The organism is Enterobacter sp. E14S, assembly GCF_055666685.1.
In genome coordinates, this window is the sequence record NZ_JBVODQ010000001.1 from 617,600 (window position 1) to 639,793 (window position 22,194).

Here is a 22,194-nt window from a genome sequence, read left to right on the forward strand (position 1 = left end):
AGAAAGAGCACTTTGCGGGTACAAACGTTGGATACACTCATACAACAACTGATCAACGGTGTGATGCTGGGAAGCATTTACGCGCTGATCGCGCTGGGCTATACCATGGTGTATGGCATCTTGCGCATTATTAACTTTGCTCACGGCGATATTCTGATGGTCGGCGCGCTCACCACGCTTTCCGCCATTAACGCCCTGAACGCCACCTTTCCGCACATGCCGCTGCTGTTGCAGCTTGGCGTTGCCCTGGTGATTGCCATGGCCGTTTGCGCCCTGCTGGCAATGGCCGTGGAGCGCTTTGCCTACCGCCGACTGCGCAACGCCCCGCGCCTGGCGCCGCTGATCTCAGGTATCGGCGTCTCGGTCCTGCTGCAAACCGTGGCGATGATTATCTGGACGCGCAACCCGCTGATGTTCCCGCAGATCCTGCCCATGGAGCCGATCGCCGTGACGTCCGGAAGCGAACTGCATCCCCCGGCCATTGTGACCGTCACCGGCATTGTTACCGTGGCGCTGGCGCTTGCGGTGATGACCGGGCTGTGGCTGCTGGTGGAATACACCCGCCTGGGCCGCGGCATGCGTGCCGTGGCGGAAAACCCGCGCGTTGCCACGCTGATGGGGGTGAACCCCAATGCCATTATTACCCTGACGTTCGCCGTTGGCGGCGTATTTGCCGCGCTGTCAGGCGTCATGATGGCCAGCAACTACGGCAACGCCAGCTTCTCGATGGGCTTTTTGCCCGGCATCAAAGCCTTTACCGCCGCCGTGCTGGGGGGCATTGGCAACATTCGTGGCGCCATGATTGGCGGGATCCTGCTCGGCATTATCGAAGCGCTGGGCGCAGGTTACCTGGGTGAACTGACCCACGGCGTCTTTGGCAGCAACTATCAGGACGTTTTTGCCTTCATGGTTCTGATTCTGGTGCTGGTCTTCCGTCCGGCAGGCCTGCTGGGCGAGCGCGTAGCGCACAGGGCGTGAGGGAAACAATGACAACGCTTCAACTACAAACCCCGGCGGCGACGCGCAAATTCTGGTCAGGCATGGTCCTGTTCTGCCTCGCGCTGCTGGTTGCTCCCGTGGTGGCCACGCAGCTTGGCGGCAACTACTGGGTGCGCGTTATCGACTTCGCCCTGCTCTACATCATGCTGGCGCTGGGGCTTAACATTGTGGTGGGCTATACCGGCCTGCTGGATATGGGGTTTATCGCCTTTTACGCGGTCGGGGCCTATCTCGCCGCGCTGATGGCCTCCCCACACCTGCTGGAGGTTTTCCCGATCCTCAACGTCTGGTTCCCGGACGGGCTGCACACCTCATATCTGCTGATTATTCCGCTGGCGGCGCTCGTCGCTGCGGTCTGCGGCATTTTACTGGGTGCTCCCACGCTGAAGCTGCGCGGGGACTATCTGGCGATAGTGACCCTCGGCTTTGGCGAAATCATCCGCATCCTGATGCGCAACCTCGACCGTCCGGTGAACATCACCAACGGTGCAAAGGGCATTAGCGGGGTGGATACGCTGAATCTGTTCGGCCTGAAGTTCAGCGGCGTATACCACTGGTTTGGTTTCAAAGTGCCCGCCCTGTGGCTGTGGTACTACCTGCTGATGCTGGTGATTGTGGCGATTATTTTTGTCTGCCTGCGCCTGCAGCATTCCCGTATTGGCCGCGCCTGGCACGCCATCCGTGAAGATGAGGATGTGGCCCGCGCGATGGGCATCAACGTGCGTAACTATAAGCTGGTGGCCTTTGCGATGGGCGCCTCTTTTGGCGGCGTGGCGGGTGCCCTGTTCGGCGCGTTCCAGGGCTTTGTCTCCCCGGAATCCTTCACGTTACAGGAATCCATTGCCGTGCTGGCGATGGTGGTGCTGGGCGGGATGGGACACATTCCGGGCGTGATCCTCGGCGCGATACTGCTTACCGCCCTGCCGGAACTGCTGCGCAGTCAGGCAGCCCCGGTTCAGCAGGCGCTGTTCGGTACGGTACTGATTGACCCGGAAGTGCTGCGTCAGCTGTTCTACGGCCTGGCGCTGGTGCTGGTCATGCTGGTGCGTCCTGCCGGGATCTGGCCGGTACGCCACAAGGAGGTGAATACATGAGTCTGTTAACCGTACGCAACATGTCCAAACGCTTCGGCGGGCTTACCGCCGTGGATGACGTTTCGATCGGCGTGAACAAGGGCGAGATCTACGGCCTGATTGGTCCTAACGGGGCGGGAAAAACCACCTGTTTTAACCTGATCACCGGGCTTTATCCGGCGGACAGCGGTGAATTTTCCATTGCAGATAAGCCCTATTTCCCAAAGCACATTGAGAAAGTCACCGCCGCCGGGATCGCGCGCACCTTCCAGAACGTGCGCCTCTTTAACGACATGTCGGTGCTGGAAAACGTGATGGTGGGCCGCCACGTGCGCACCCGCAACGGCCTGTGGGCCGCGCTGAGCCGCCACAAACGCGCTCGCGAAGAAGAGAAACAGACCCGGGAGCTGGCCTGGCACTGGCTGGAGTACACCGGCATTGCGAAGTTCGCCCACTACCGCGCCTGCGATCTGGCGTATGGCCATCAGCGCCGTCTGGAGATTGCCCGCGCGCTGGCAACGGATCCGCTGCTGCTGGCGCTGGACGAACCCGCCGCCGGAATGAACGCAGCGGAAAAAGTGGCGCTCGGCGAGCTGCTTATCCGCCTTCGCGACGACGGCAAAACCCTGCTGATGATTGAACATGACGTCAAGCTGGTGATGGGCATCTGCGATCGCCTGACGGTGCTTGATTACGGCAAAACGCTCGCCAGCGGCACGCCGGAGAGCGTGCGTCGCGACCCGGCAGTGATCGCCGCCTGGCTTGGAGGCAACGCCCATGTCTGAATTACTGAAGGTGGAACGTGTGGACGTGCATTACGGTGGCATTCAGGCCGTACGCGATGTCTCTTTTACCCTGCACGAGGGCGAACAGGCTACGCTGATCGGCGCTAACGGCGCGGGGAAAAGCTCCACCGTGCGCGCCATTACCGGGCTGGAAAGCTTTAGCGGCCGTATTGAATTCAACGGTAAAGCGGTGCGTAAGCACAGGTCCGAAACCCTGCTCCGTGACGGACTGGTGATGGTCCCGGAAGGCCGGGGGATCTTCTCCCGAATGACGGTGCTGGAAAACCTGCAGATGGGCGCCTGGCTCAGGCGTGACACTGTCACCGTTAAGCGCGAGATGAACGAGATCTTCGAGCGCTTCCCGCGCCTGGGAGAACGCCAGCATCAGCTCGCTGGCCTGCTGTCCGGCGGAGAACAACAGCTGCTGGCCCTTAACCGCGCCCTGCTCAGCCGCCCGCGCCTGCTGATCCTCGACGAACCCTCGATGGGCCTCGCCCCGAAGATGGTAGAAAACATTTTTGCCGTCATTGCTGGCCTGCGCGAGCGCGGCGTTGCCCTGCTGCTCATCGAACAAAACGCCCGTCTCGCGCTGGAAGTCACCGACAGCGCGTGGGTGATGGACAGCGGCAGCATCGTCCATCATGGCGAGTCGAAAGCCCTGCTCAATGACGACCAGATTGCGCAGATTTATTTGGGCGAAATGCCCGTTTAACAACACCAGCCAACATCAGGGAAAACAATGAAAACAGTAAAAATCAGTGCGCTCAGCGCCGCTATCCTCCTCGGCAGCTTTGCCTCTACCGGAGCCTGGGCCGCCGACGGTGAAACCGTGGTTATCGGTCTGGCAGGCCCGCTCACCGGCCCGTCTGCCCGTATCGGTAAGGATCTGGAGAACGGCGCGCAGCTGGCCATTGACGACATTAACAAGCAGCACCCGACCATCGGCGGCAAAGCGGTGACCTTCAAACTGCAGTCCGAAGACGATCAGTCCGACCCGCGTACCGCCGTGGCCGTGGCGCAGCGTCTGGTGGATAGCGGCGTGGCGGGCGTCGTCGGCCACTGGAACACCGGTACCAGCATTCCTGCCGCACGCGTTTATCACGACGCGGGCATCGCACAGGTGGCACCGGTCGCGACCGGTCACGCCTATACCAAACAGGGTTTTGATACCAGCTTCCGCGTGATGGGCCACGACGACGACGGCGGTCAGCTAGCCGGCCAGTACGCGGTTAATACGCTGAAAGCCAAACGCATTGCGGTGATCGACGACCGCACCGCCTTTGGTCAGGGTCTGGCGGACCAGTTTATTAAATCGCTTGAAGCGCAGGGCGTGAAGGTTGTCGATCGTCAGTACGTTGATGACAAAACGGTGGATTTCAGCGCCGTGCTGACCGCCATCCGCAGTAAAAACGCCGATCTGATCTTCTTCGGCGGCGTCGACAGCCAGGCCGCACCGCTGGCGCGTCGTATCAAACAGCTGGGCATGAACGCCACCCTGATGGGCGCAGGCGGATTTGTCAGCCAGACGTTCCTGCAGCTGGCGCAGAAAGAAGGCGAAGGCGTGGTCGCGCTGGAGCCGGGTCTGCCCGTTGACCAGATGCCGGGCGGTAAAGCGTTCGAGCAGGCTTATCAGTCGCGCTACCACACCCATATCGAACTGCACGCCCCGTTCGCCTATGACGCCACCCGCGTGCTGGTTGCGGCTATGGAAAAAGCAGACTCCGTTGAGCCGTCCGACTATCTGCCCGCCCTGCGCGCCATCAGCTACTCCGGCGTCACCGGACAGATCGCGTTTGATAAAGAAGGTAACCTGAAATCGCCGTCCTTCACCGTTTACAAAGTTGTCGACGGCAAATGGCAGCCGCAGACCGTGCTGGGTGGCGCAAAAGCGAAGTAACGCAGCGAGGGCAATGTGATGAGTGATAATAACGAGCTGGGCATTCTCGCCCGCCGCAAAATTGAAGCAGAAATTATAAAGCCAATTTATGAAATCCTGGTGCGCGAGATAGGGAAAACCCGCGCCCAGGCGGTGATTGGCGAGGCCATTGAGCAGGCCGCGATTGACGCTGGCAAAGCGTTTGCCAGCAAAGAACCCAACGGCGCGGACGTCAAGAGCTTCATCGCCCTGCAGTATCTGTGGGAGAAAGATAACGCCCTGGACGTGAAGGTGATCGACGCTGACGACCAGCAGTACAACTACAACGTGACCCGCTGCCGCTACGCGGAGATGTATCACGAAATGGGGCTGGGCGAGATTGGTCATCTGCTCTCCTGCGCGCGCGATGAAAAATTCATCGTTGGCTATGCGCCTGACGTGAAGCTGACCCGCACGACTACCATCATGCAGGGCGATTCGTGCTGTGATTTTCGCTACCGCAGCAGTAAGGACAAGACATGATCCGCATCAACGCCGAACGGCTGTGGTCAACGCTTGAGATGATGGCGCAGATCGGCGGCACGCCCGCCGGCGGCGTGACCCGTCTGGCGCTGAGCGAGGAAGATCGTATTGCGCGTAACCTGCTGCGCGACTGGGCGCTGGATGCGGGTTTCACCTGCGACGTCGACAGCATGGGCAATATGTTTATCCGTCGCGCGGGGAAAAACCCGCAGCTTGCCCCGGTCATGACGGGTTCACATGTGGATACCCAGCCGCTGGGCGGTAATTACGACGGGGTTTACGGCGTGCTGGCCGGGCTGGAGCTGCTGCGCACTCTCAATGACCATCGCGTTGAGACGGAGCGCGATATTGTGCTGGTGAACTGGACCAACGAAGAAGGCGCGCGCTTTGCGCCAGCCATGCTCTCTTCAGGGGTCTGGACGGGACAGTTTAGCGAAGCGTACGCGCATGCCCGCGCGGATAACGATGGCATCACCGTGGGCGAAGCGCTGGAGAGCATTGGCTACCGGGGTGAAGCCCCTACCCGCGCCTTTCCCGTTCACGCCTGCTACGAACTGCACATCGAACAGGGCCCGATCCTGGAAGATGAAGCCATCGAGATCGGGTTAGTCCGCGCGGCAATGGGCCAGCGCTGGTTTACCCTGACGCTGGACGGATTCGCCGCCCACGCGGGCACGACGCCGATGCACAGCCGCCGCGACGCGCTGACCGCCTTCGCCGAGCTGGCGCTGAAGGTGGAAGAGATTGGCTACCGGCATGCGCCTGACGGACGCGCGACGATCGGTATGGCGAAGGTTACGCCAAACTCGCGCAACGTTGTGCCGTCCCGCGTGGAATGCAGTGTTGAGTTTCGCCATCCTATGCAGCAGGCGCTGGAAGCCATGGAAGCGGCGCTGCATAAGGTGGCTGAAAGCCTCAGCCTGCGCGGCGTCGCGGCTGCCGTAGAGCGCATTTTTGACTACGCGCCCATCGCGTTTGATGCCGAATGCCTGGCGCGTTCGGAGAAGGCCGTGGCGGAACTGGGCTATTCGTCGAAACCGATGGTCTCCGGGGCGGGACACGACGCCTGCTATGTCAGCAAAATTGCGCCCGCCAGCATGATCTTTATCCCCTGCGTGAAAGGCATCAGCCATAACGAAGCGGAAAGGATCCTGCCAGAATGGGCGGCGAAAGGGGCGAATGTGTTATTGCATAGCGTCCTGTCCGCGTCCCTTGAGAGATAAAACTGTGCGAAAGCAGAGGACCTCTGCTTTCGCCAGAATCTACACGGCAACGCGTCGGCTGATTTCGACAACCCGATCGCTGGGAAGGTGATAGTGGTTGATGACGTGCGTGCAGTTGCGCTTCATGAACGCAAAGATGTGCCGTTGCCAGGCCGCCATTCCTGCCCCACCTTCGCCTGCCACAATGGTTTCATGTCCGACATACCAGGTGGCGTCATCCGTGGCGAAAAGCGCGTTAATCTCGCTGACACCCTGCAGCAAACGCGGGATGTCCGGGTGTTCCATAAAGCCATACTGCGCCACGCCGTGCCAGTAGCCCGGCGCGCGCTGCACTACCCTGATGCGTTGTTCTTCCCCCACGTAGGGCACATTCAGAATATCAATGGTAAGCGACAACACATCCTGCTGTAGCGCCCGGTTTCGCGCGACGTGCCAGCGCATGACCGGCGGAATATTGTTCTGTGTCCGGGTCAAAAAGACGGCGGAGCCCGCGACTCTGGGCACCGTCTTTTGCTGAAGCTGGGCAAAGAACGCATCAACGCTGACGCCCTTCTCGCCCACCGATGCGGATACCGCCTTAACGCCGCGGTGCCAGATCAGCATCACCGTACAAATAGCGGCGGCCATCAGCAGCGGAATATAGCCGCCCTCCAGGACCTTAATCAGATTGGCAAACAAGAAGGTGGCATCAATCACCAGGAAACAGAGGGCAATCACCGCGCTGCTGGCCAGGCTCCAGCGCCACACTTCACGCATCGCCACAAACAGCAGCCCCGTGGTCATCAGCATGGTTAACGACACGGCAATGCCGTACGCGGCGGCGAGCTTATCGGAGGATTTAAAGAACACCACCAGCCCGATGGTCACCCCCATCAGCAGCCAGTTGATTATCCCGATATAAATCTGGCCGTAGCTTTCCGCCGCCGTCTGCTTGATGCGCAATCGGGGTAACCAGCCAAGCTGAATGGCCTGGCGCGTCATGGAAAAAGCGCCGGTGATAATCGCCTGACTGGCGATGATCGTCGCCAGCGCGGCAAGAATGATGAGCGGAACCTGCAGCACCGGCGGACAGAGCGTATAGAAAAGGTTTTGTTTGCTGTCGGCACCGGCCAGAATCAGCGCTGACTGGCCAGCATAGTTGAGCAGCAGCGAAGGAAAGACGATGCCGTACCAGGCAAGCCAGATGGACTTTTTACCAAAATGCCCCATGTCGGCATACAGCGCCTCGGCCCCCGTCACGCAGAGAAATACGCCGCCCAGGACCAGGAAACTGGTGTACCCGTTCGAAAACAAAAACGCGATGCCGTACGCAGGATTGAGGGCCAGCAATACCGAGGGGTGCTGAACGATCCCCCGCACGCCCAGGGCCGCAATCGCCAGAAACCACAGCGCCATCACCGGGCCAAAAATCTTCCCTATGCGGGCGGTACCAAAAGGCTGGATCAGGAACAGCGCCAGCAACACCGCCACCGTCAGGGGTAATATGTACGGCTGAGACTCCGGAATGACCATCTCCAGCCCTTCCAGAGCGGAAAGCACGGAGATTGCCGGGGTTATCGCGCCGTCACCGTAAATTAAAGCGGCACCGATCAGGGCGGAAAAAATAACCCAGCGCGCGCCTTTGCCTTTCTCCACCAGAAGCGACATTAAGGCCATGATGCCCCCCTCGCCATGATTATCAATTCGCATGGCGAAGGCGGCATATTTTATGGACGTTACCAGGATGAGTGTCCAGGTAATCAGGGAGAGCAGGCCCAGTATGACGCCGGGCGTAGGGTCATGCTCAGAGAGCGACAGCACCGTGCGGAAGGTATAAAGCGGACTGGTGCCGATATCACCAAAAACGACGCCCAGCGCGCCCCCTGCAAGCAGGGTTAACCGGGAGAGCGGTTGGGACGGTTCACTGCTGTGGCGAGGGAGCATATTTTCCAGCGAGAGTCAGATAATCCTTTAAAAAACATAGCCCATCTGCCCCACCCGCGCCAACCGCGCGCCCTGTATTACTGCGGCTCGACCTTCGCCAGGCTGAACCAGATCCCCACTGCCAGCAACAGCAGCATTCCGCCCGCGCTGCCCAGCGCGACGCTGTGCGAGGTGATAAACGCGCTTTTCGCCGCCTCAATCACCGACTCCGCCAGCGTCGGGGTCAGATCCTGCGCCACCTTCATCGCCTCGCCAATGGATGACGAGGCTTTATCGACGAGCGAGGCGTTCAGCCCCTGCGGCAGGTCAATCGACGCCGAGAAGCTGCGGGTCAACAGCAGACCAAAGATGGCGATCCCCAGCCCGGCGCCCAGTTCATAGGACATGGTTTCAATGGCCCCCGCAGCGGCGGCTTTCTCTTTCGGCGCGGCGGCCATAATCGCCGAGGTCGAGGCCAGCAGCGCGCTGGCGGCGCTAAAGCCGAGCAGCACCATCAGGGCAGAAGCCAGCAGCTGCTGCGTGCTGAAATCAAGCATCGACAGGCCGATAAAGCTGACGGCGCTGAGCCCCATTCCGCCAGCCGCCACAATGCGCAGACCGAGACGTCCCACCAGCACACCCGCGATCGGGCCGCTAAACCCGCTCGCCACCATCAGCGGCAGCATGAACATTCCCGCTTCAAACGGCGTAAAGCCATGAACAAACTGCAGCTCCTGGGCCATCAGCAGCTCAAACCCGACCAGGGCAATCATGGCGGTCATCGCCATCACCACGCCGCTCAAAATAATGCGATGGCAGAACAGACGCATGTCGATCATCGGCACGCGGGCGCGGAGCTGGATACGCACGAAGATAAACAGCAGCACCGAGCCGGTCACCAGCGCGGACGCGACCACCCACGGCGACAGTGCGCCTTTGAGGGCTGTTTTTGCGCTGTAGACCAGCAGTAAAATCGCCACAATCAGCATAATGGCATGGCTGATATTCAGCGGCTGCTCCGGGCGGCCCTGCTGAGGAGGCACAAAACGCGCGGCCAGCGAAACCACCACCAGCACGATCGGCACGTTGATTAAAAACACCGAGCCCCAGTAGAAATGCTCGAGCAGCATACCGCCAATCAGCGGGCCAAACGCCGCGCCACCGGACCCCACCGCAGCCCAGACGCCGAGCGCAATATTACGATCCCGCGCGTCGATAAAAAGCGTGCGGATCCCTGCCAGCGTAGCCGGAATGATCATCGCCGCGCCGATTGCCAGCGAGGCGCGCGCCGCAATGAGCCACCCTGCTGACGGGGCAAACGCTGCCGCCAGCGACGACAGGCCAAACAGCGTGCTGCCAATCATGAGCAGTCGTTTAAAGCCAATGCGGTCGCCCAGGGCGCCCATCGGCAGCACCATTCCCGCCATCACCAGCGAGTAAATATCGATGATCCACAGCAATTCATTGCCGCTGGCGCCCAGCGTCATGCTCAATGTCGGCGCCGCCACGTGCAGCACCGTCGCGTCGATCGCCACCGGGATATACACCAGCACGATAATCACTAACGCTAACCACTGACGAAACATAAATTTCCTTTTCTTTTAAAACATGGACACATGTCCAGGATGCGATCCTACGTAAAGTTGAACGCATGTCCAGCTTTTTGTTACACTCGTTTCATTCCCATTGAGAGTGAGTAAACATGCGATATCTGAGCAAGGATGAACGGCGGGAAGCCATCTTACAGGCCGCCATGCGCGTGGCGCTGGCTGAAGGACTGGCTGCAATGACGGTACGCCGTATTGCCGCCGAGGCCGGAGTCGCCACCGGCCAGGTGCATCATCATTTTACGTCCGGCGGCGAACTAAAATCGCTGGCCTTCGTACGGCTAATTCGCGAGCTGCTGGATGCGGATGTCGCGGGTAAACAGGCCGACTGGCGGGAGCAGCTTCATGCCATGCTCGGCAGCGATGACGGCAGGTTTGAGCCCTATATTCGCCTGTGGCGTGAAGCGCAGCTCCTCGCCAGCCGTGATGCCGACATCAAGGGCGCCTATGTGATGACCATGGAGATGTGGCATCAGGAAACGGTGGCGCTTATCAAAGCGGGAACGGAGGCCGGGGCATTGAATCCGGGCGATCGGGCGGAAAATATTGCCTGGCGCTTGATTGGTCTGGTGTGCGGTCTTGACGGAATGTATATCTTAAACATGCCCGAAATGGACGAAGCCGCCTTTAACAACCATCTTGATAAATTAATCACGCTCGAGTTGTTTAATACGCCGTCTAAGCAGTGATGTTGCCGGGTAGCGGCGACGCCTTACCCGGCCTGCGCATTATTTCCCGGCCTGAGGATGTGTATCAAAGCCCGCCATTACCGCCGTCAGCTCCGCCAGTGTAAAGCCGTGCTTCGGATCGTCAACCCCCAGCCCAAAGCGCTCCTGCATCAGCTGGTAAAGCGCCTCAGCATCCGGCAGATGGATCTGTTCTTCTACGTGACCATTCTGCCAGTGGGTAAAGTTGAAGTTGGTTAGCGTCAGCTTGCCGCCGTCCGGCAGATGGCGGCACATCAACAGGTGATGACGGAAATGCGACTGCGGCCAGTGCGCCGACCAGAAATTCCCCATCACGTAATCGCTGAAATACTGCGTCGTCAGGTCAAACTGGTACATCGACTGCCAGTGCTCGTGGTGACGGAACTGCAGCACCCAGTCGTTCCCCTCGCTCAGCAGACGATACAGCCCGTGCGGCGTCACCTGTTCTTCATTAGCGAGCAGTCGAATCGGCGCCGTCAGCGTCTGGCCGCCAAAGCCCACATCGGCAATCCAGCGCTCACCGTTGACCTCAACCAGCAGCAGACGGTGCGTGCGCGGAGGCATTTGCGGCGGATTCGCTAATACCACGCGCCCCAGCACGCTACGCACCGTAAACCCGACTTCACGCAGGACGCGCTCGAACAGGCCGTTTTGCTCAAAGCAGTACCCTCCGCGACGTGCGGTGACCAGCTTGTCGACCAGACACCGATCGTCAAGCTGGATTTCGCGCGGCAGAACGACATCAATATTCTCAAAAGGGATCGCACAGTTGTGATGTAAATGCAGCGCGCGCAGGGTATCGATATCCACCCGCGTCGGTTGCGCCCAGCCGATGCGGGCAAAATAGGCGGTCAGAAATGGGGACATACATCAGTTTCCTTTGATTGAGATGTTCTGTTTATAAACTAATTTTACGCATCCACTTTGATTTACGTGCTTTTTCGTCATACTCATCGGTGTAGATGAGGAGATCCTATGAGCTACTTTCGCCCTGTTGAATTACGTCATGCCAGCCGTCTGCTGAACCACGGCCCTACTGTGCTTATCACCAGTCGGGATGAAAGCCTCGACAGACGCAACGTGATGGCCGCCGCATGGTCAATGCCCGTTGAGTTTGAACCGCCGCGCATCGCAATAGTCGTGGATAAAAGCACCTGGTCGCGCGAGCTGATTGAGCGCAGCGGGAAGTTTGGCATCGTCATCCCCGGCGTGGCGGCGGCCAACTGGACATACGCGGTCGGTAGCGTCAGCGGGCGCGATGAAGACAAATTCAACTGCTACGGGATCCCGGTCGTGAACGGTCCTGAACTTGGCCTGCCGGTGATAGAAGAAAAATGTCTGGCGTGGATGGAGTGTCGGTTATTACCCGTCACCTCCGCGGCAGAAAAATACGATACCCTGTTTGGTGAAGTGGTTTCAGCGGCAGCCGATGAACGCGCGTTTATCGCCGGGCGCTGGCAGTTTGACGGGGATAAGCTGAATACGCTGCATCATCTTGGTGCCGGGACGTTTGTCGCGAGCGGGAAGATGGTGAAGGCGCTGGATTGAGAAAAACCCTCCCCCTATTGGGAGAGGGTGACCGTATTACTTCGCGCGCCGCGCAATAATCTCATCCGCAACATTACGCGGGGCTTCCGCAAAATGATGGAACTCCATCGTATACGTCGCGCGTCCCTGGGACATCGAGCGCAATGTCGTGGCATAACCAAACATCTCTGCCAGCGGCACGTCAGCGCGAATAATCTGGCTTCCGTACTGCTCTGCCATTCCCTGCACCATGCCGCGCCGGGAGGAGAGATCGCCCATGATGTTGCCGGCGTACTCTTCCGGCGTTTCCACCTCTACGTGCATGATCGGTTCGAGAATCACCGGATCCGCCCTGCGGGCGCCCTCTTTGAAGCCGAGGATCGCCGCCATGCGGAACGCCATCTCCGAGGAGTCGACGTCGTGATACGAGCCAAACGTCAGCGTCGCTTTAACATCAACGACCGGATAGCCCGCCAGCACGCCGCTGTTCATCGCTTCCCGCAGCCCTTTCTCAACGGACGGGATATACTCGCGCGGTACCACGCCGCCCTTGGTGGCATCTTCAAATTTAAAGCCACTTCCAGGCTCCAGCGGCTCCAGGCTCAGCACCACATGGCCGTACTGCCCTTTACCGCCGGACTGACGAACAAATTTACCTTCGATATCCTTCACCGTTTTACGCAGTGTTTCACGGTAGGTTACCTGTGGGCGGCCAATGTTCGCCTCGACGCCAAACTCGCGCTTCATGCGGTCGACGATGATCTCAAGATGTAGTTCACCCATCCCGGAGATAATGGTCTGGCCGGACTCTTCGTCAGTATGCAGGCGGAAAGAGGGATCTTCCGCCGCCAGACGCTGCAGCGCGATCCCCATTTTCTCCTGGTCGCCTTTGGTTTTCGGCTCGATCGCCAGCGAGATAACCGGGTCCGGGAACTCCATGCGTTCAAGCGTGATCACGGCATTCGGATCGGTGAGCGTGTCGCCGGTGGTCACATCCTTCAGCCCCACGCAGGCCGCGATGTCTCCGGCGCGCAGTTCGTCCACCTCGTGGCGATCGTTGGCATGCATCAGCACGATACGCCCGATGCGCTCTTTCTTCTCTTTCACCGGGTTGTACACCGCGTCGCCTTTGCGCAGCACGCCAGAGTACACGCGGATAAAGGTCAGTTGACCGACGTACGGGTCGCTCATCAGCTTGAACGCCAGGGCCGAGAACGGCTCATCATCGCTTGGATGACGCTCCGCGTGCTGCCCTTTTTCATCCACGCCATCAATGGCAGGCACGTCCAGCGGCGACGGCATGAGCTCAATGACCGCATCGAGCATGCGCTGCACGCCTTTATTTTTGAACGCACTGCCGCACAGCATCGGCTGAATTTCACCCGAGATGGTGCGAATACGCAGCCCTTTGATAATTTCCGCTTCCGTCAGGTCGCCGGTTTCCAGGTATTTGTCCATCAGCTCGTCGCTGGCTTCCGCCGCCGCAGAGACCATTTTTTCCCGCCATTCCTGGGCGGTACTGACCAAATCGTCCGGCACGGGCGCATAGGTGAACACCATGCCCTGCGTCGCGTCGTCCCACAGAATGGTGCGCATCTTGATGAGATCCACCACGCCGGTGAAATGATCTTCTGCACCCACCGGGATGACAATCGGCACCGGATTGGCCTTCAGGCGCTCCTGCATCATCCGCACGACGCGGAAGAAATCGGCACCCGGACGGTCCATTTTGTTGACGAAGGCCAGACGCGGAACGTGATATTTATTGGCCTGACGCCAGACGGTTTCCGACTGCGGCTGCACGCCGCCCACGGAGTCATACACCATCACGGCGCCGTCGAGCACGCGCATGGAACGTTCCACCTCAATGGTGAAATCCACGTGCCCCGGGGTGTCAATGATGTTGATCCGGTGCGGCTCATAGCCTCTGTCCATACCCGGCCAGAAGCAGCTGACGGCCGCGGAGGTAATCGTGATCCCGCGCTCTTGCTCCTGCGCCATCCAGTCAGTGGTTGCCGCGCCATCGTGTACTTCACCCAGCTTGTGGCTCATCCCGGTGTAAAACAGGATGCGCTCAGTGGTGGTGGTTTTACCGGCATCGATATGCGCGGAGATACCGATGTTGCGATAACGTTCGAGAGGGATGGGTCGGGGCATGATATTTCCTTAGTCACTATGACTTGTCTGTGACGACCAGGATGGTCGTGCATTCGTTCGTTTGCTATAATAGTCCTATTGTACGAGTATTATCGAACTATTTTTTAACGGTTGACCTATTGTTGATATAGCTCAATCTGACGCCAAACGCAGGAAAACGATGATCCCAAACCACCCTGAAACTGAACAAATACTGCTGGAAAATGTGCTGTTTGCCCTCGGCAACCCGCTCCGGCTTGCGATCATTCGCCGGCTGGCCGATGGCAGCGAACTCAGCTGTAACGCTCTGCGCCCGGAAGATGTAGTGAAGTCGACAATGACCCACCACTGGCGCGTACTGCGCGACAGCGGCGTTATCTGGCAGCGCCCGCAGGGGCGGGAGAACATGATTTCGTTGCGAAGAGAAGATCTGGATGCCCGCTTTCCGGGGCTGATGGCGATACTTTTACAGGCTAAATCGTAAGGACATGCCCGTTTTGCCCGGAAAATGCCCCTTAAAGATGTAAGGGGCATAATGTCAGCAGAGGGATTTATCTTACGTGCATACGATATTCAATCATTCCACTTTTCTTCGCAATCCAGTCGTACAATCGTTGCCCGCGATAATTGGCTTCATGCGTATGCCAGTAAAGGTGACTGGCATGATGTTTTCTGGCTTCTCTCTGAACATATTCTATTAACTGTTTGCCAATGTGTTTGCCCCTTACGGCTTCGCAGACGTATAAATCTTCGAGGTAGCAGTAATCGCTCTCAGCCCATGTCGAACGGTGAAAAAGATAATGCGCAAAACCTACTACGTCTCCATTACATCGTGCCACCACGCAGAATAGCGGCTCAACGGGGCTGAAAAATCGTTGCCAGGTTCGTTCAGTAATGGTCCCGGACAGATCGACGTTGTAAAACGCCTGATATTTTCCCCATAGCGGCATCCAGCTTTCAAAATCACGTTCTTTAACTGCCTCAATTATCACGCTCGTATTATTCATATTGCCTCTTTGCTTATCCGTTTATTCGTTTCAGGAAGAGTGTATTCGCTGAATGGCACGTTTTTCCCCGCCAATTCTCGCCATCAAGGCAGACCAATTTTTCATCCTGCTGCGTGCACTATTGCTTTAGAATCAAGAGATACAGAGGGAAAGTGGACAACGTAATGTTTAAGCACGCGCAGCTAGAAACGGTTAAGGCATGGATTATCGATCCCGCTAACGGATCGCTACCGCTTCATGAAAGGATCCAGAGAGCAATACGGACGCTGATACTGGAAGGGGTATTATCTCACGGTAAGGCCCTTCCTGCTTCACGCGCGCTGGCGGCTTCTCTCGGCGTTTCCCGGGACACCATTGAAGCGGCCTACTCCAGCCTGCATGCCGAAGGTTTTATTGAGAGACAAACAGGCAGAGGGAGCTTCGTCTCTTCCAGCGCGCGTTTTTTAAAACCCCGTCCTCGACAGCATCAGCCAACCGCTGAGATACGAAAAGCAAAACTCAGCGTCCGGGGAAAGATCGTTTATGAAAGCGGCGGGATCCGCGAGTTTTCTTCACCTCGCCCCCTTGCGCCCGGCATTCCTGAAACCCGCATGTTTCCCATTCCGATCTGGGAGCGTCTTCAGCGACAGGTACTGAAGGAGTTTCAGCACCAGGCGTTAGAGCAAAGTCCACCCCAGGGTATAGAGCGCCTGCGACGGGCAATTGCGGAATATGTCAACCTTGAGCGCGGAACGCGTGCGAGGGCAGAACAGGTCATCGTTCTGACAAGTTCTCAACAGGCGCTTGCGCTCTGTTCCCACGTGCTGATGGACGCCGGGGATGGCATTGTCATTGAAGATCCCTCCTATCAAGGGGCACACAAAGCGTTCAGCGCTGCAGGGCTTCGCTGTATTCCGGTTCCTCTTGATGAAAAAGGCATCTCGGTTGACGGGCTTAATTCTCTGATCGAGCCTGCCAGGGCGATCTACCTTACGCCTTCTCATCAGTACCCCACCGGGGTGACGCTCTCTCTTGACCGACGACTGGCAGTTGTTAAATGGGCAAACCGTTACGGAGCCTGGATTATTGAGGATGACTATGACAGCGAGTTTCACTACGAAGGTAAGCCTATGGCCAGTCTTCAGGGGCTTGATACTTCCAATCGGACAATTTATATCGGCACGTTCACCAAGTCTCTGTTCCCTGGGCTACGTATTGCCTACACCATCGTTCCCTCAGAATTGACAGAGCCCTTTACCATGGCGAGGACGTTAATGGATGGTCACACCGCCTCAATAACCCAGCTGACGCTGGCTAAATTTCTGGAGGGAGGCCATTTTGGCGCCTATGTTCGTAAGATGCGGAGTATTTATGTTGCTCGTCGCGACACGCTGGCAAGCATGATGGACGAATATCTCTCCGAATATGTTACCTGTGAAACGCCTGCGGGGGGAATGCAAATGCCTTGTCACCTGAAGCACGGCATATCCGAGAAAGAAATAGCCACCGCCGCCCGCCGCGCGGGTGTTGATATACTTGGTCTTACCAATTTATATGCAGGTCCCCCCGCGTCCACCGGTTTTTTGATGGGATTTGCTGCTTACACGGAAAGGGAAATAGAAGACGCTGTAAAAAAACTAGCCGCAATTTTCCGTCATGTTTGATGCCGTCGACCGGTCAGCGGCGAATACTCATTCCGGGCGAGCAAGGCTATAAACAGGGATCCGCCGGGTTGTTTTGGTGAGCGTATCAAACACCTCGGCGTCGGACGTCACGATCCTCATCCCCGTTTTGCGTAATCTCTGCACATCGGCCGCGATGCGCTGAATGCCAAACCAGAAAAGCCCGTCGAGTGCCGTCACCGACAGCCCGTTTTCCAGCGCCAGCTTAAGTCGTTCCTTCGGGGCTTTAACCTGCTGGGCAATTTGCCGGTAAGGCACTTCATTGCATCCTGTCGCGTCACTGCGCTGGATACGCGTTTTCAGCTGATAGGTAAATTCGTCAGGTATTCCGTCGAGATCCCTTTTCAGGCTATAGACGCAGCCAAAGCGCTTGCCGTTAAACAGAACATTTTTCTGACTGAGCTGCAGCTCTTTTCTAACAACGTCTATCAGCTGGGGCGCACGGGTAAGGAGCAGCCTGAAGGGCAGCTCGAAGCTGGTGACGTAATCCACATTGAGCAACGCGAGGCGCAGCCGCTCCTCTGCACCGGACTGTTGCTCACGACACTCCTCCATCACCTCTGCCCACTGGCGCGTCAGGCGCTCCGGCTCGGCGGCTTCGGTAAGGAGATATTTTTCAATCTGATAATCAACTCTTCCGGTCATCGTGTGGTATCCCGTCGCTGTGGGTGCGGTAATTCTATACAGCGCGGTGAGTTTTATAAAGGACTGAACCGCAGCGGCACCCTGAAAATGTCGTTGCGATTCAGCATCCTGACGTTTCGGATCAGTGCGCCATAATCCAGCCCATCAGCAGCGTGGCGAAAATCACCGTCGACGCGCCGCCGATGCGGGTGGCGATCTGCGCGAACGGCATCAGCGACATCCGGTTAGACGCGGACAAAATGGCCACGTCCCCCGTTCCGCCCAGCCCGCTGTGGCAGCAGGTCACAATGGCCGCTTCCACAGGATACATATTCAGTCGCGACGCGATAAAGTAGCCGCTCAGCGCCATCGCAATCACGACCGAACCGCATACCACCACGTATCCCACCGAGAAGACCGACACCACGCTTTCAAGCGGCACGTATAACATCCCGAGGCCGATCATCAGCGGCCAGACCAGCGCAGCCGAGACGAATTTATAGCAACTGTGCGCGCCCTGCTCCATTGAGGCCGGGATAACCCTGAAGTATTTACACAGGACGGCAATCAGGATCATCAGCACCGGGCCGGGAATGTGTACCAGTTTTTCAAACAATCCGCCGACGATGAAAAACGCGCACACCATCAGCAATCCGCCCCCCATCAGATGAAAATCCGTCTGCTGCGTGCTTTGCGCCCCGGCAAACAGGCTGGCGTCGTCTTTACTCCGCGTGAGCATGCCATTTCCCGAAAGCGCAGGGCGTTTCGCGCCGAGACGCGCCAGCGATCCCGCACAAATAATGGCGAAGATATTCCCGACGACCGCAGCGGGTGCCAGCTGCGCAACGTAGACGTCCGGCGTCTGCCCCAGTATTGCCGAATAGGCCAGGGACAGCGGCAAAATCCCCTCGCCGATCCCGCCGCCGATGATGGGCACAATGATGAAGAAGAAGGTGTGGTAAGGCGTATAACCAAACAGTGAGCCCACAATGAGGCCGCTCAGCACGGCCATGCATGTTCCCGCCACCAGCGGAACAAACATGCGCATCATCCCCTGGATCAGCAGCAACCGGTTCATCCCCAGAATGCTGCCGACCACCAGGCAGGCGATGACGAAATAGAGCAGATTCGCCTCTTTCATCAGCAGATGCACGGTATCAAGGGTATGTTTCCCGAATACGCCAAAATAGACCAGCACGGAGGGGACCATCAGGCACAGGATCGCCGGGCCGCCGATATCTTTCAGCACCGGGATTTGACGTCCTACTTTGGCAAACGCGAAGCCGAGGGTCATGATGACCGCGAGTCCACCAATCATATTTTTTGGCAGCAGCCCTGCCCAGGCGGACGTCGCCACAATCGCGGCAATCCCGACGAACAGCATCAACGGGACCGTGCCCACCTCGGTATTGTTGAGCCCAAAGGCAAAACGCGAGGTCGACAGTTCAGAAGTCGGTACAGGATTATCTTTCATATAATCACCTGAATTTGTGTTCGGATAAACAGAGAAAGGAATAACTGAAACTGTTCCTGATACGAATAAATGTTTTTAAATATAAATAAAGGCTTAGATGGCCTTTTCTAAAAACAGGCTCAACATGAAATTAACACGAGCCTGCCGGGAGAAATGTGAACAATCCGGCTCTTTGCTTTTAAATAACTTAATTCAGCATTAAGTAACTAAAGTTATTTATAACGGCTAACACTGCTTTTTTGCGTCTTATCAAGATTTGACGGAAGTATTACTTATCCAACTAATGCAATCTTTTTGAAATTAATAAAACCAGAGAGAGTGTGACCCTTGTCACTCCTGCCCTGCTTTCTAAGCGCTAGATTAGCGCTGCAATAAAACACATATAATACCCTACAGGAAATACTATGCCTTCATTACTATTACAGTCACTGTTTCCGCTCGTCTTTATAATGTTACTTGGATGGCTAAGTGGAAAGCTGGGATATTCCCGGCGTGAAGATGCAAACGTTATGGCAACCGTGGTGATTCGTTTCGCCCTTCCTTTCCATCTTTTTATCGGTGCATTGCATACCGATCCCAATAAAATTAAGAACCTGACCTTTATGGCCGTTTTAGTTGTCGGTTTAATGGGGTCGTATTTACTGACGCTATTTATTTCTCGCTACGTTTTTCGCCACGATATCAAAACCAGCGCCATTCAGTCTCTGGTTTGCGCCTTTCCTGATATGGCCTACTTTGGCGCACCGGTCCTGGCGGTATTGATTGGGCCGGAAGGATTTATCGGCGTGCTGATTGGCAATATTATTACCAGCGTTATCATGATCCCCCTGACTATCGTCCTGATTCGTATGGGTGATAAAAACGGTCAAGATGGCCTGGAGGCACTGCACCCGGGCGCGATGATCGTGCAAAACCTCATCAAGGCGGCACGCAATCCTATCGTCTGGATCCCGGTCTCCGGCGTATTGCTCAGTCTGGCCGGCGTGCAAATCCCTTCCATTCTCAGCATGCCTATTGAGATGGTTGGCAAGGTTTCAGGCGGACTGTCCCTGTTTGCCCTCGGCCTGCTGTTTTACGGTGAGCGTCCAAAACTGAACGTGCAGACGTTTACCAATATCAGTATTAAAAACCTGATTCAGCCGGCAATGATGGCCGCCGCGGGGATCGCCTTTGGCCTGAGCCATACCTTATTGCAACAGGTCGTCATTATTGGCGCAACGCCTTCCGCGATTGCCGCGGGGATGTTTGCCTTACGCAGCGATACCTATATTGATACCGCATCCTCTTCCATATTAATTGGCACTGCCGTCGGGGTCGTGACCGAAGGCATTATGATCTATTTCATCTCTTAATCTGCTTTATATAAAAAATTCAGGAGTTAACCATGTCCCGGAAAGAAGTTCTGTACACCCCCTATAACGGGGCCGTATTGCTGGAAAACCCGCTGCTTAATAAAGGGCTCGCATTTATTAAAGAAGAGCGTGACAATTTTAACCTGCATGGGTTATTGCCGCACAACGTTGAAACCATTGAAGAACAAACCGAGCGCGCCTGGGTGCAGTTCTGCCATTTTAAAAGCGATATTTCGCGTCATGTTTACCTGCGAAATATTCAGGACACCAATGAAACGCTCTTTTATAACCTCCTGCGTTCGCACCTGAAAGAGACGCTACCGATTATCTATACCCCGACGGTCGGTGAAGCCTGCGAGCATTTCTCCACGATTTATCGACGCGCGCGCGGCCTGTTTATTTCATGGCCTAATCGCCATCGTATTGATGAGATGCTGCAAAGCTTTTCGCGCAACGACGTTCGCGTGATTGTGGTGACGGACGGGGAACGTATTTTAGGGCTTGGCGATCAGGGTATCGGCGGAATGGGTATCCCAATTGGCAAGCTGTCGCTGTATACCGCCTGCGGAGGGATCCATCCGGCCTCTACTCTCCCGATTATGCTGGATGTCGGCACCAATAATCAGCAGCACCTCGACGACCCGATGTACATGGGCTGGCGCCACCCGCGCATCAGCGACGATCAGTACGCTGAGTTTATGGATATGTTTGTCAGCACCGTTAAAGCGCGCTGGCCCAATGTACTCCTGCAATTTGAAGACTTTGCGCAGAAAAACGCCACCAGGCTGCTTCAGCGCTACCGCGACCAGCTGTGCTGCTTCAATGATGATATCCAGGGCACGGCTGCCGTCACCGCCGGTACGCTGATGGCGGCGGCCCATGCCGCGGGCACGCGCATTCGCGACCAGCGCGTGGTCTTCCTGGGCAGCGGCTCTGCCGGATGCGGAATAGCTGAAAAAATTGTGGCGCTGATGGTGGATGACGGCCTGACCGAGCCGGAAGCGCGCAGCCGGATCTTTATGGTCGATCGCTTCGGCCTGCTGACCGACGACATGACCAATGTGCTCGATTTCCAGAAAAACCTGCTTACCGCGCGCGACGCCGTTTGCAGCTGGCAGGTAGACTCGCAAAATATTTCCCTGCTGGACGTGGTGAAGAACGCGCATCCTACGGTGATGATCGGCGTTTCAGGCCAGCCGGGGCTGTTCAGCGAAGAGATTGTCAAAGAGATGCATCGCCACTGTCCGCGCCCAATCATCATGCCGCTCTCGAACCCGACCTCGCGGGCGGAAGCCCAGCCGCAGGATCTTATCACCTGGACCCAGGGTGCCGCGCTGGTGGCCACCGGCAGCCCGTTCGCCCCGGTATTCTGGGAGAATGAACACTACGAGATCGCCCAGTGTAACAACGCCTATATTTTCCCGGGCCTGGGGCTGGGCGTGCTGGCCTGCAACGCGCGCCGGGTAACGGAAGAGATGCTGATGGCAGCAAGCCGCAGCCTGGCCGCGCAGTCTCCGCTGGTCACCACGGAAAAAGGCGGATTGCTGCCGCCGGTAGATCAGATTGAGACGGTCTCACGCCAGATTGCCGTCGCCGTCGCCCGGGCCGCGATTGAACAGGGCGTGGCTCCGGCGATAGATGATGAGACGCTGATGGCGCGTATTGAGAAGACCTGGTGGCAGGCGGACTATGCGCCGTACCGCAGGTCTGCGCTGTAAG

Annotated in this window: 20 protein-coding genes; 13 read left to right on the top strand and 7 right to left on the bottom strand. The window is 57.3% G+C overall.

Translation table 11 applies throughout. The features are described from left to right. Positions 1 to 27 precede the first annotated feature (27 nt). From ACZ6J2_RS02930 to ACZ6J2_RS02960, 7 genes are read left to right on the top strand one after another with little or no spacing between them, the layout of a single operon-like run. Entirely contained in the window at positions 28 to 978 is a 951-nt protein-coding gene (locus ACZ6J2_RS02930) for a branched-chain amino acid ABC transporter permease (protein ID WP_471724741.1), read from the top strand. A gap of 8 nt (positions 979 to 986) precedes the next feature. After that, complete coding sequence (locus ACZ6J2_RS02935; protein WP_471724742.1) at positions 987 to 2,093, top strand: branched-chain amino acid ABC transporter permease; 1,107 nt, start codon at positions 987 to 989, stop codon at positions 2,091 to 2,093. Further along, positions 2,090 to 2,857 carry an ABC transporter ATP-binding protein gene (locus ACZ6J2_RS02940; RefSeq protein WP_471724743.1) on the top strand — a complete coding sequence of 256 codons (768 nt, stop codon included), beginning with the start codon at positions 2,090 to 2,092 and terminating at the stop codon, positions 2,855 to 2,857. Before ACZ6J2_RS02935 ends, ACZ6J2_RS02940 begins: the two co-directional genes overlap by 4 nt. After that, entirely contained in the window at positions 2,850 to 3,569 is a 720-nt protein-coding gene (locus tag ACZ6J2_RS02945) for an ABC transporter ATP-binding protein (protein WP_471724744.1), read from the top strand. Before ACZ6J2_RS02940 ends, ACZ6J2_RS02945 begins: the two co-directional genes overlap by 8 nt. 27 nt (positions 3,570 to 3,596) lie before the next feature. Next, a complete protein-coding gene (locus tag ACZ6J2_RS02950) occupies positions 3,597 to 4,754 on the top strand; it encodes a branched-chain amino acid ABC transporter substrate-binding protein (protein ID WP_246946248.1) in 1,158 nt (385 codons plus the stop codon). 18 nt (positions 4,755 to 4,772) lie between these two features. Beyond that, the gene (locus ACZ6J2_RS02955; RefSeq protein WP_471724745.1) at positions 4,773 to 5,255 is read left to right on the top strand and encodes an L-2-amino-thiazoline-4-carboxylic acid hydrolase; all 483 of its coding nucleotides are present in this window, start codon (positions 4,773 to 4,775) and stop codon (positions 5,253 to 5,255) included. Next, the gene (locus ACZ6J2_RS02960; RefSeq protein WP_471724746.1) at positions 5,252 to 6,478 is read left to right on the top strand and encodes a Zn-dependent hydrolase; all 1,227 of its coding nucleotides are present in this window, start codon (positions 5,252 to 5,254) and stop codon (positions 6,476 to 6,478) included. The genes ACZ6J2_RS02955 and ACZ6J2_RS02960 overlap by 4 nt, the downstream gene beginning before the upstream one ends. Before the next feature lie 39 nt (positions 6,479 to 6,517). On the opposite strand, the gene ACZ6J2_RS02965 is transcribed toward ACZ6J2_RS02960, so the two are convergent. Together ACZ6J2_RS02965 and ACZ6J2_RS02970 are read right to left on the bottom strand one after the other, a co-directional pair. After that, a complete protein-coding gene (locus tag ACZ6J2_RS02965; protein WP_471724747.1) occupies positions 6,518 to 8,401 on the bottom strand; it encodes a potassium transporter Kup in 1,884 nt (627 codons plus the stop codon). A gap of 77 nt (positions 8,402 to 8,478) precedes the next feature. Further along, positions 8,479 to 9,966, bottom strand: a complete 1,488-nt coding sequence (locus ACZ6J2_RS02970) for a SmvA family efflux MFS transporter (RefSeq protein ID WP_471724748.1) — start codon at positions 9,964 to 9,966, stop codon at positions 8,479 to 8,481. Between the two features lie 116 nt (positions 9,967 to 10,082). On the opposite strand from ACZ6J2_RS02970, the gene ACZ6J2_RS02975 reads away from it, so the two are divergent. Continuing rightward, entirely contained in the window at positions 10,083 to 10,676 is a 594-nt protein-coding gene (locus ACZ6J2_RS02975) for a TetR family transcriptional regulator (RefSeq protein ID WP_471724749.1), read from the top strand. A gap of 39 nt (positions 10,677 to 10,715) precedes the next feature. Here the strand turns inward: ACZ6J2_RS02975 and nhoA are convergent, their stop codons facing one another. Beyond that, on the bottom strand, positions 10,716 to 11,561 hold the full coding sequence (nhoA, locus tag ACZ6J2_RS02980) for an N-hydroxyarylamine O-acetyltransferase (protein WP_471724750.1): 846 nt from the start codon (positions 11,559 to 11,561) through the stop codon (positions 10,716 to 10,718). 108 nt (positions 11,562 to 11,669) lie between these two features. Between nhoA and ACZ6J2_RS02985 the strand changes: the two genes are divergently transcribed. Continuing rightward, positions 11,670 to 12,242, top strand: a complete 573-nt coding sequence (locus ACZ6J2_RS02985; RefSeq protein ID WP_471724751.1) for a flavin reductase family protein — start codon at positions 11,670 to 11,672, stop codon at positions 12,240 to 12,242. Positions 12,243 to 12,278: 36 nt separating this feature from the next. Here the strand turns inward: ACZ6J2_RS02985 and fusA are convergent, their stop codons facing one another. Next, on the bottom strand, positions 12,279 to 14,378 hold the full coding sequence (gene fusA, locus ACZ6J2_RS02990) for an elongation factor G (protein WP_471724752.1): 2,100 nt from the start codon (positions 14,376 to 14,378) through the stop codon (positions 12,279 to 12,281). 160 nt (positions 14,379 to 14,538) lie between these two features. On the opposite strand from fusA, the gene ACZ6J2_RS02995 reads away from it, so the two are divergent. Beyond that, positions 14,539 to 14,841: an ArsR/SmtB family transcription factor gene (locus ACZ6J2_RS02995; RefSeq protein WP_471724753.1), complete on the top strand. Its 303-nt coding sequence runs from the start codon at positions 14,539 to 14,541 to the stop codon at positions 14,839 to 14,841. 67 nt (positions 14,842 to 14,908) lie between these two features. Here ACZ6J2_RS02995 and ACZ6J2_RS03000 read toward each other — a convergent pair whose 3' ends face one another. Then, a complete protein-coding gene (locus ACZ6J2_RS03000; RefSeq protein ID WP_033145660.1) occupies positions 14,909 to 15,364 on the bottom strand; it encodes a GNAT family N-acetyltransferase in 456 nt (151 codons plus the stop codon). Positions 15,365 to 15,528: 164 nt separating this feature from the next. On the opposite strand from ACZ6J2_RS03000, the gene pdxR reads away from it, so the two are divergent. Continuing rightward, a complete protein-coding gene (gene pdxR, locus ACZ6J2_RS03005) occupies positions 15,529 to 17,007 on the top strand; it encodes a MocR-like pyridoxine biosynthesis transcription factor PdxR (protein WP_471724754.1) in 1,479 nt (492 codons plus the stop codon). Positions 17,008 to 17,034: 27 nt separating this feature from the next. Here pdxR and ACZ6J2_RS03010 read toward each other — a convergent pair whose 3' ends face one another. Together ACZ6J2_RS03010 and ACZ6J2_RS03015 are read right to left on the bottom strand one after the other, a co-directional pair. Next, complete coding sequence (locus ACZ6J2_RS03010; protein ID WP_471724755.1) at positions 17,035 to 17,670, bottom strand: ECs1377 family protein; 636 nt, start codon at positions 17,668 to 17,670, stop codon at positions 17,035 to 17,037. Positions 17,671 to 17,791: 121 nt separating this feature from the next. Further along, entirely contained in the window at positions 17,792 to 19,123 is a 1,332-nt protein-coding gene (locus tag ACZ6J2_RS03015; RefSeq protein ID WP_471724756.1) for a 2-hydroxycarboxylate transporter family protein, read from the bottom strand. 404 nt (positions 19,124 to 19,527) lie between these two features. Between ACZ6J2_RS03015 and ACZ6J2_RS03020 the strand changes: the two genes are divergently transcribed. Next, positions 19,528 to 20,475 (top strand): AEC family transporter, encoded by a 948-nt coding sequence (locus ACZ6J2_RS03020; RefSeq protein ID WP_023311961.1) that lies wholly within the window; start codon positions 19,528 to 19,530, stop codon positions 20,473 to 20,475. A 32-nt stretch (positions 20,476 to 20,507) separates the two neighbouring features. Next, entirely contained in the window at positions 20,508 to 22,193 is a 1,686-nt protein-coding gene (locus ACZ6J2_RS03025) for an NAD-dependent malic enzyme (RefSeq protein ID WP_471724757.1), read from the top strand. Position 22,194: the final 1 nt, after the last annotated feature.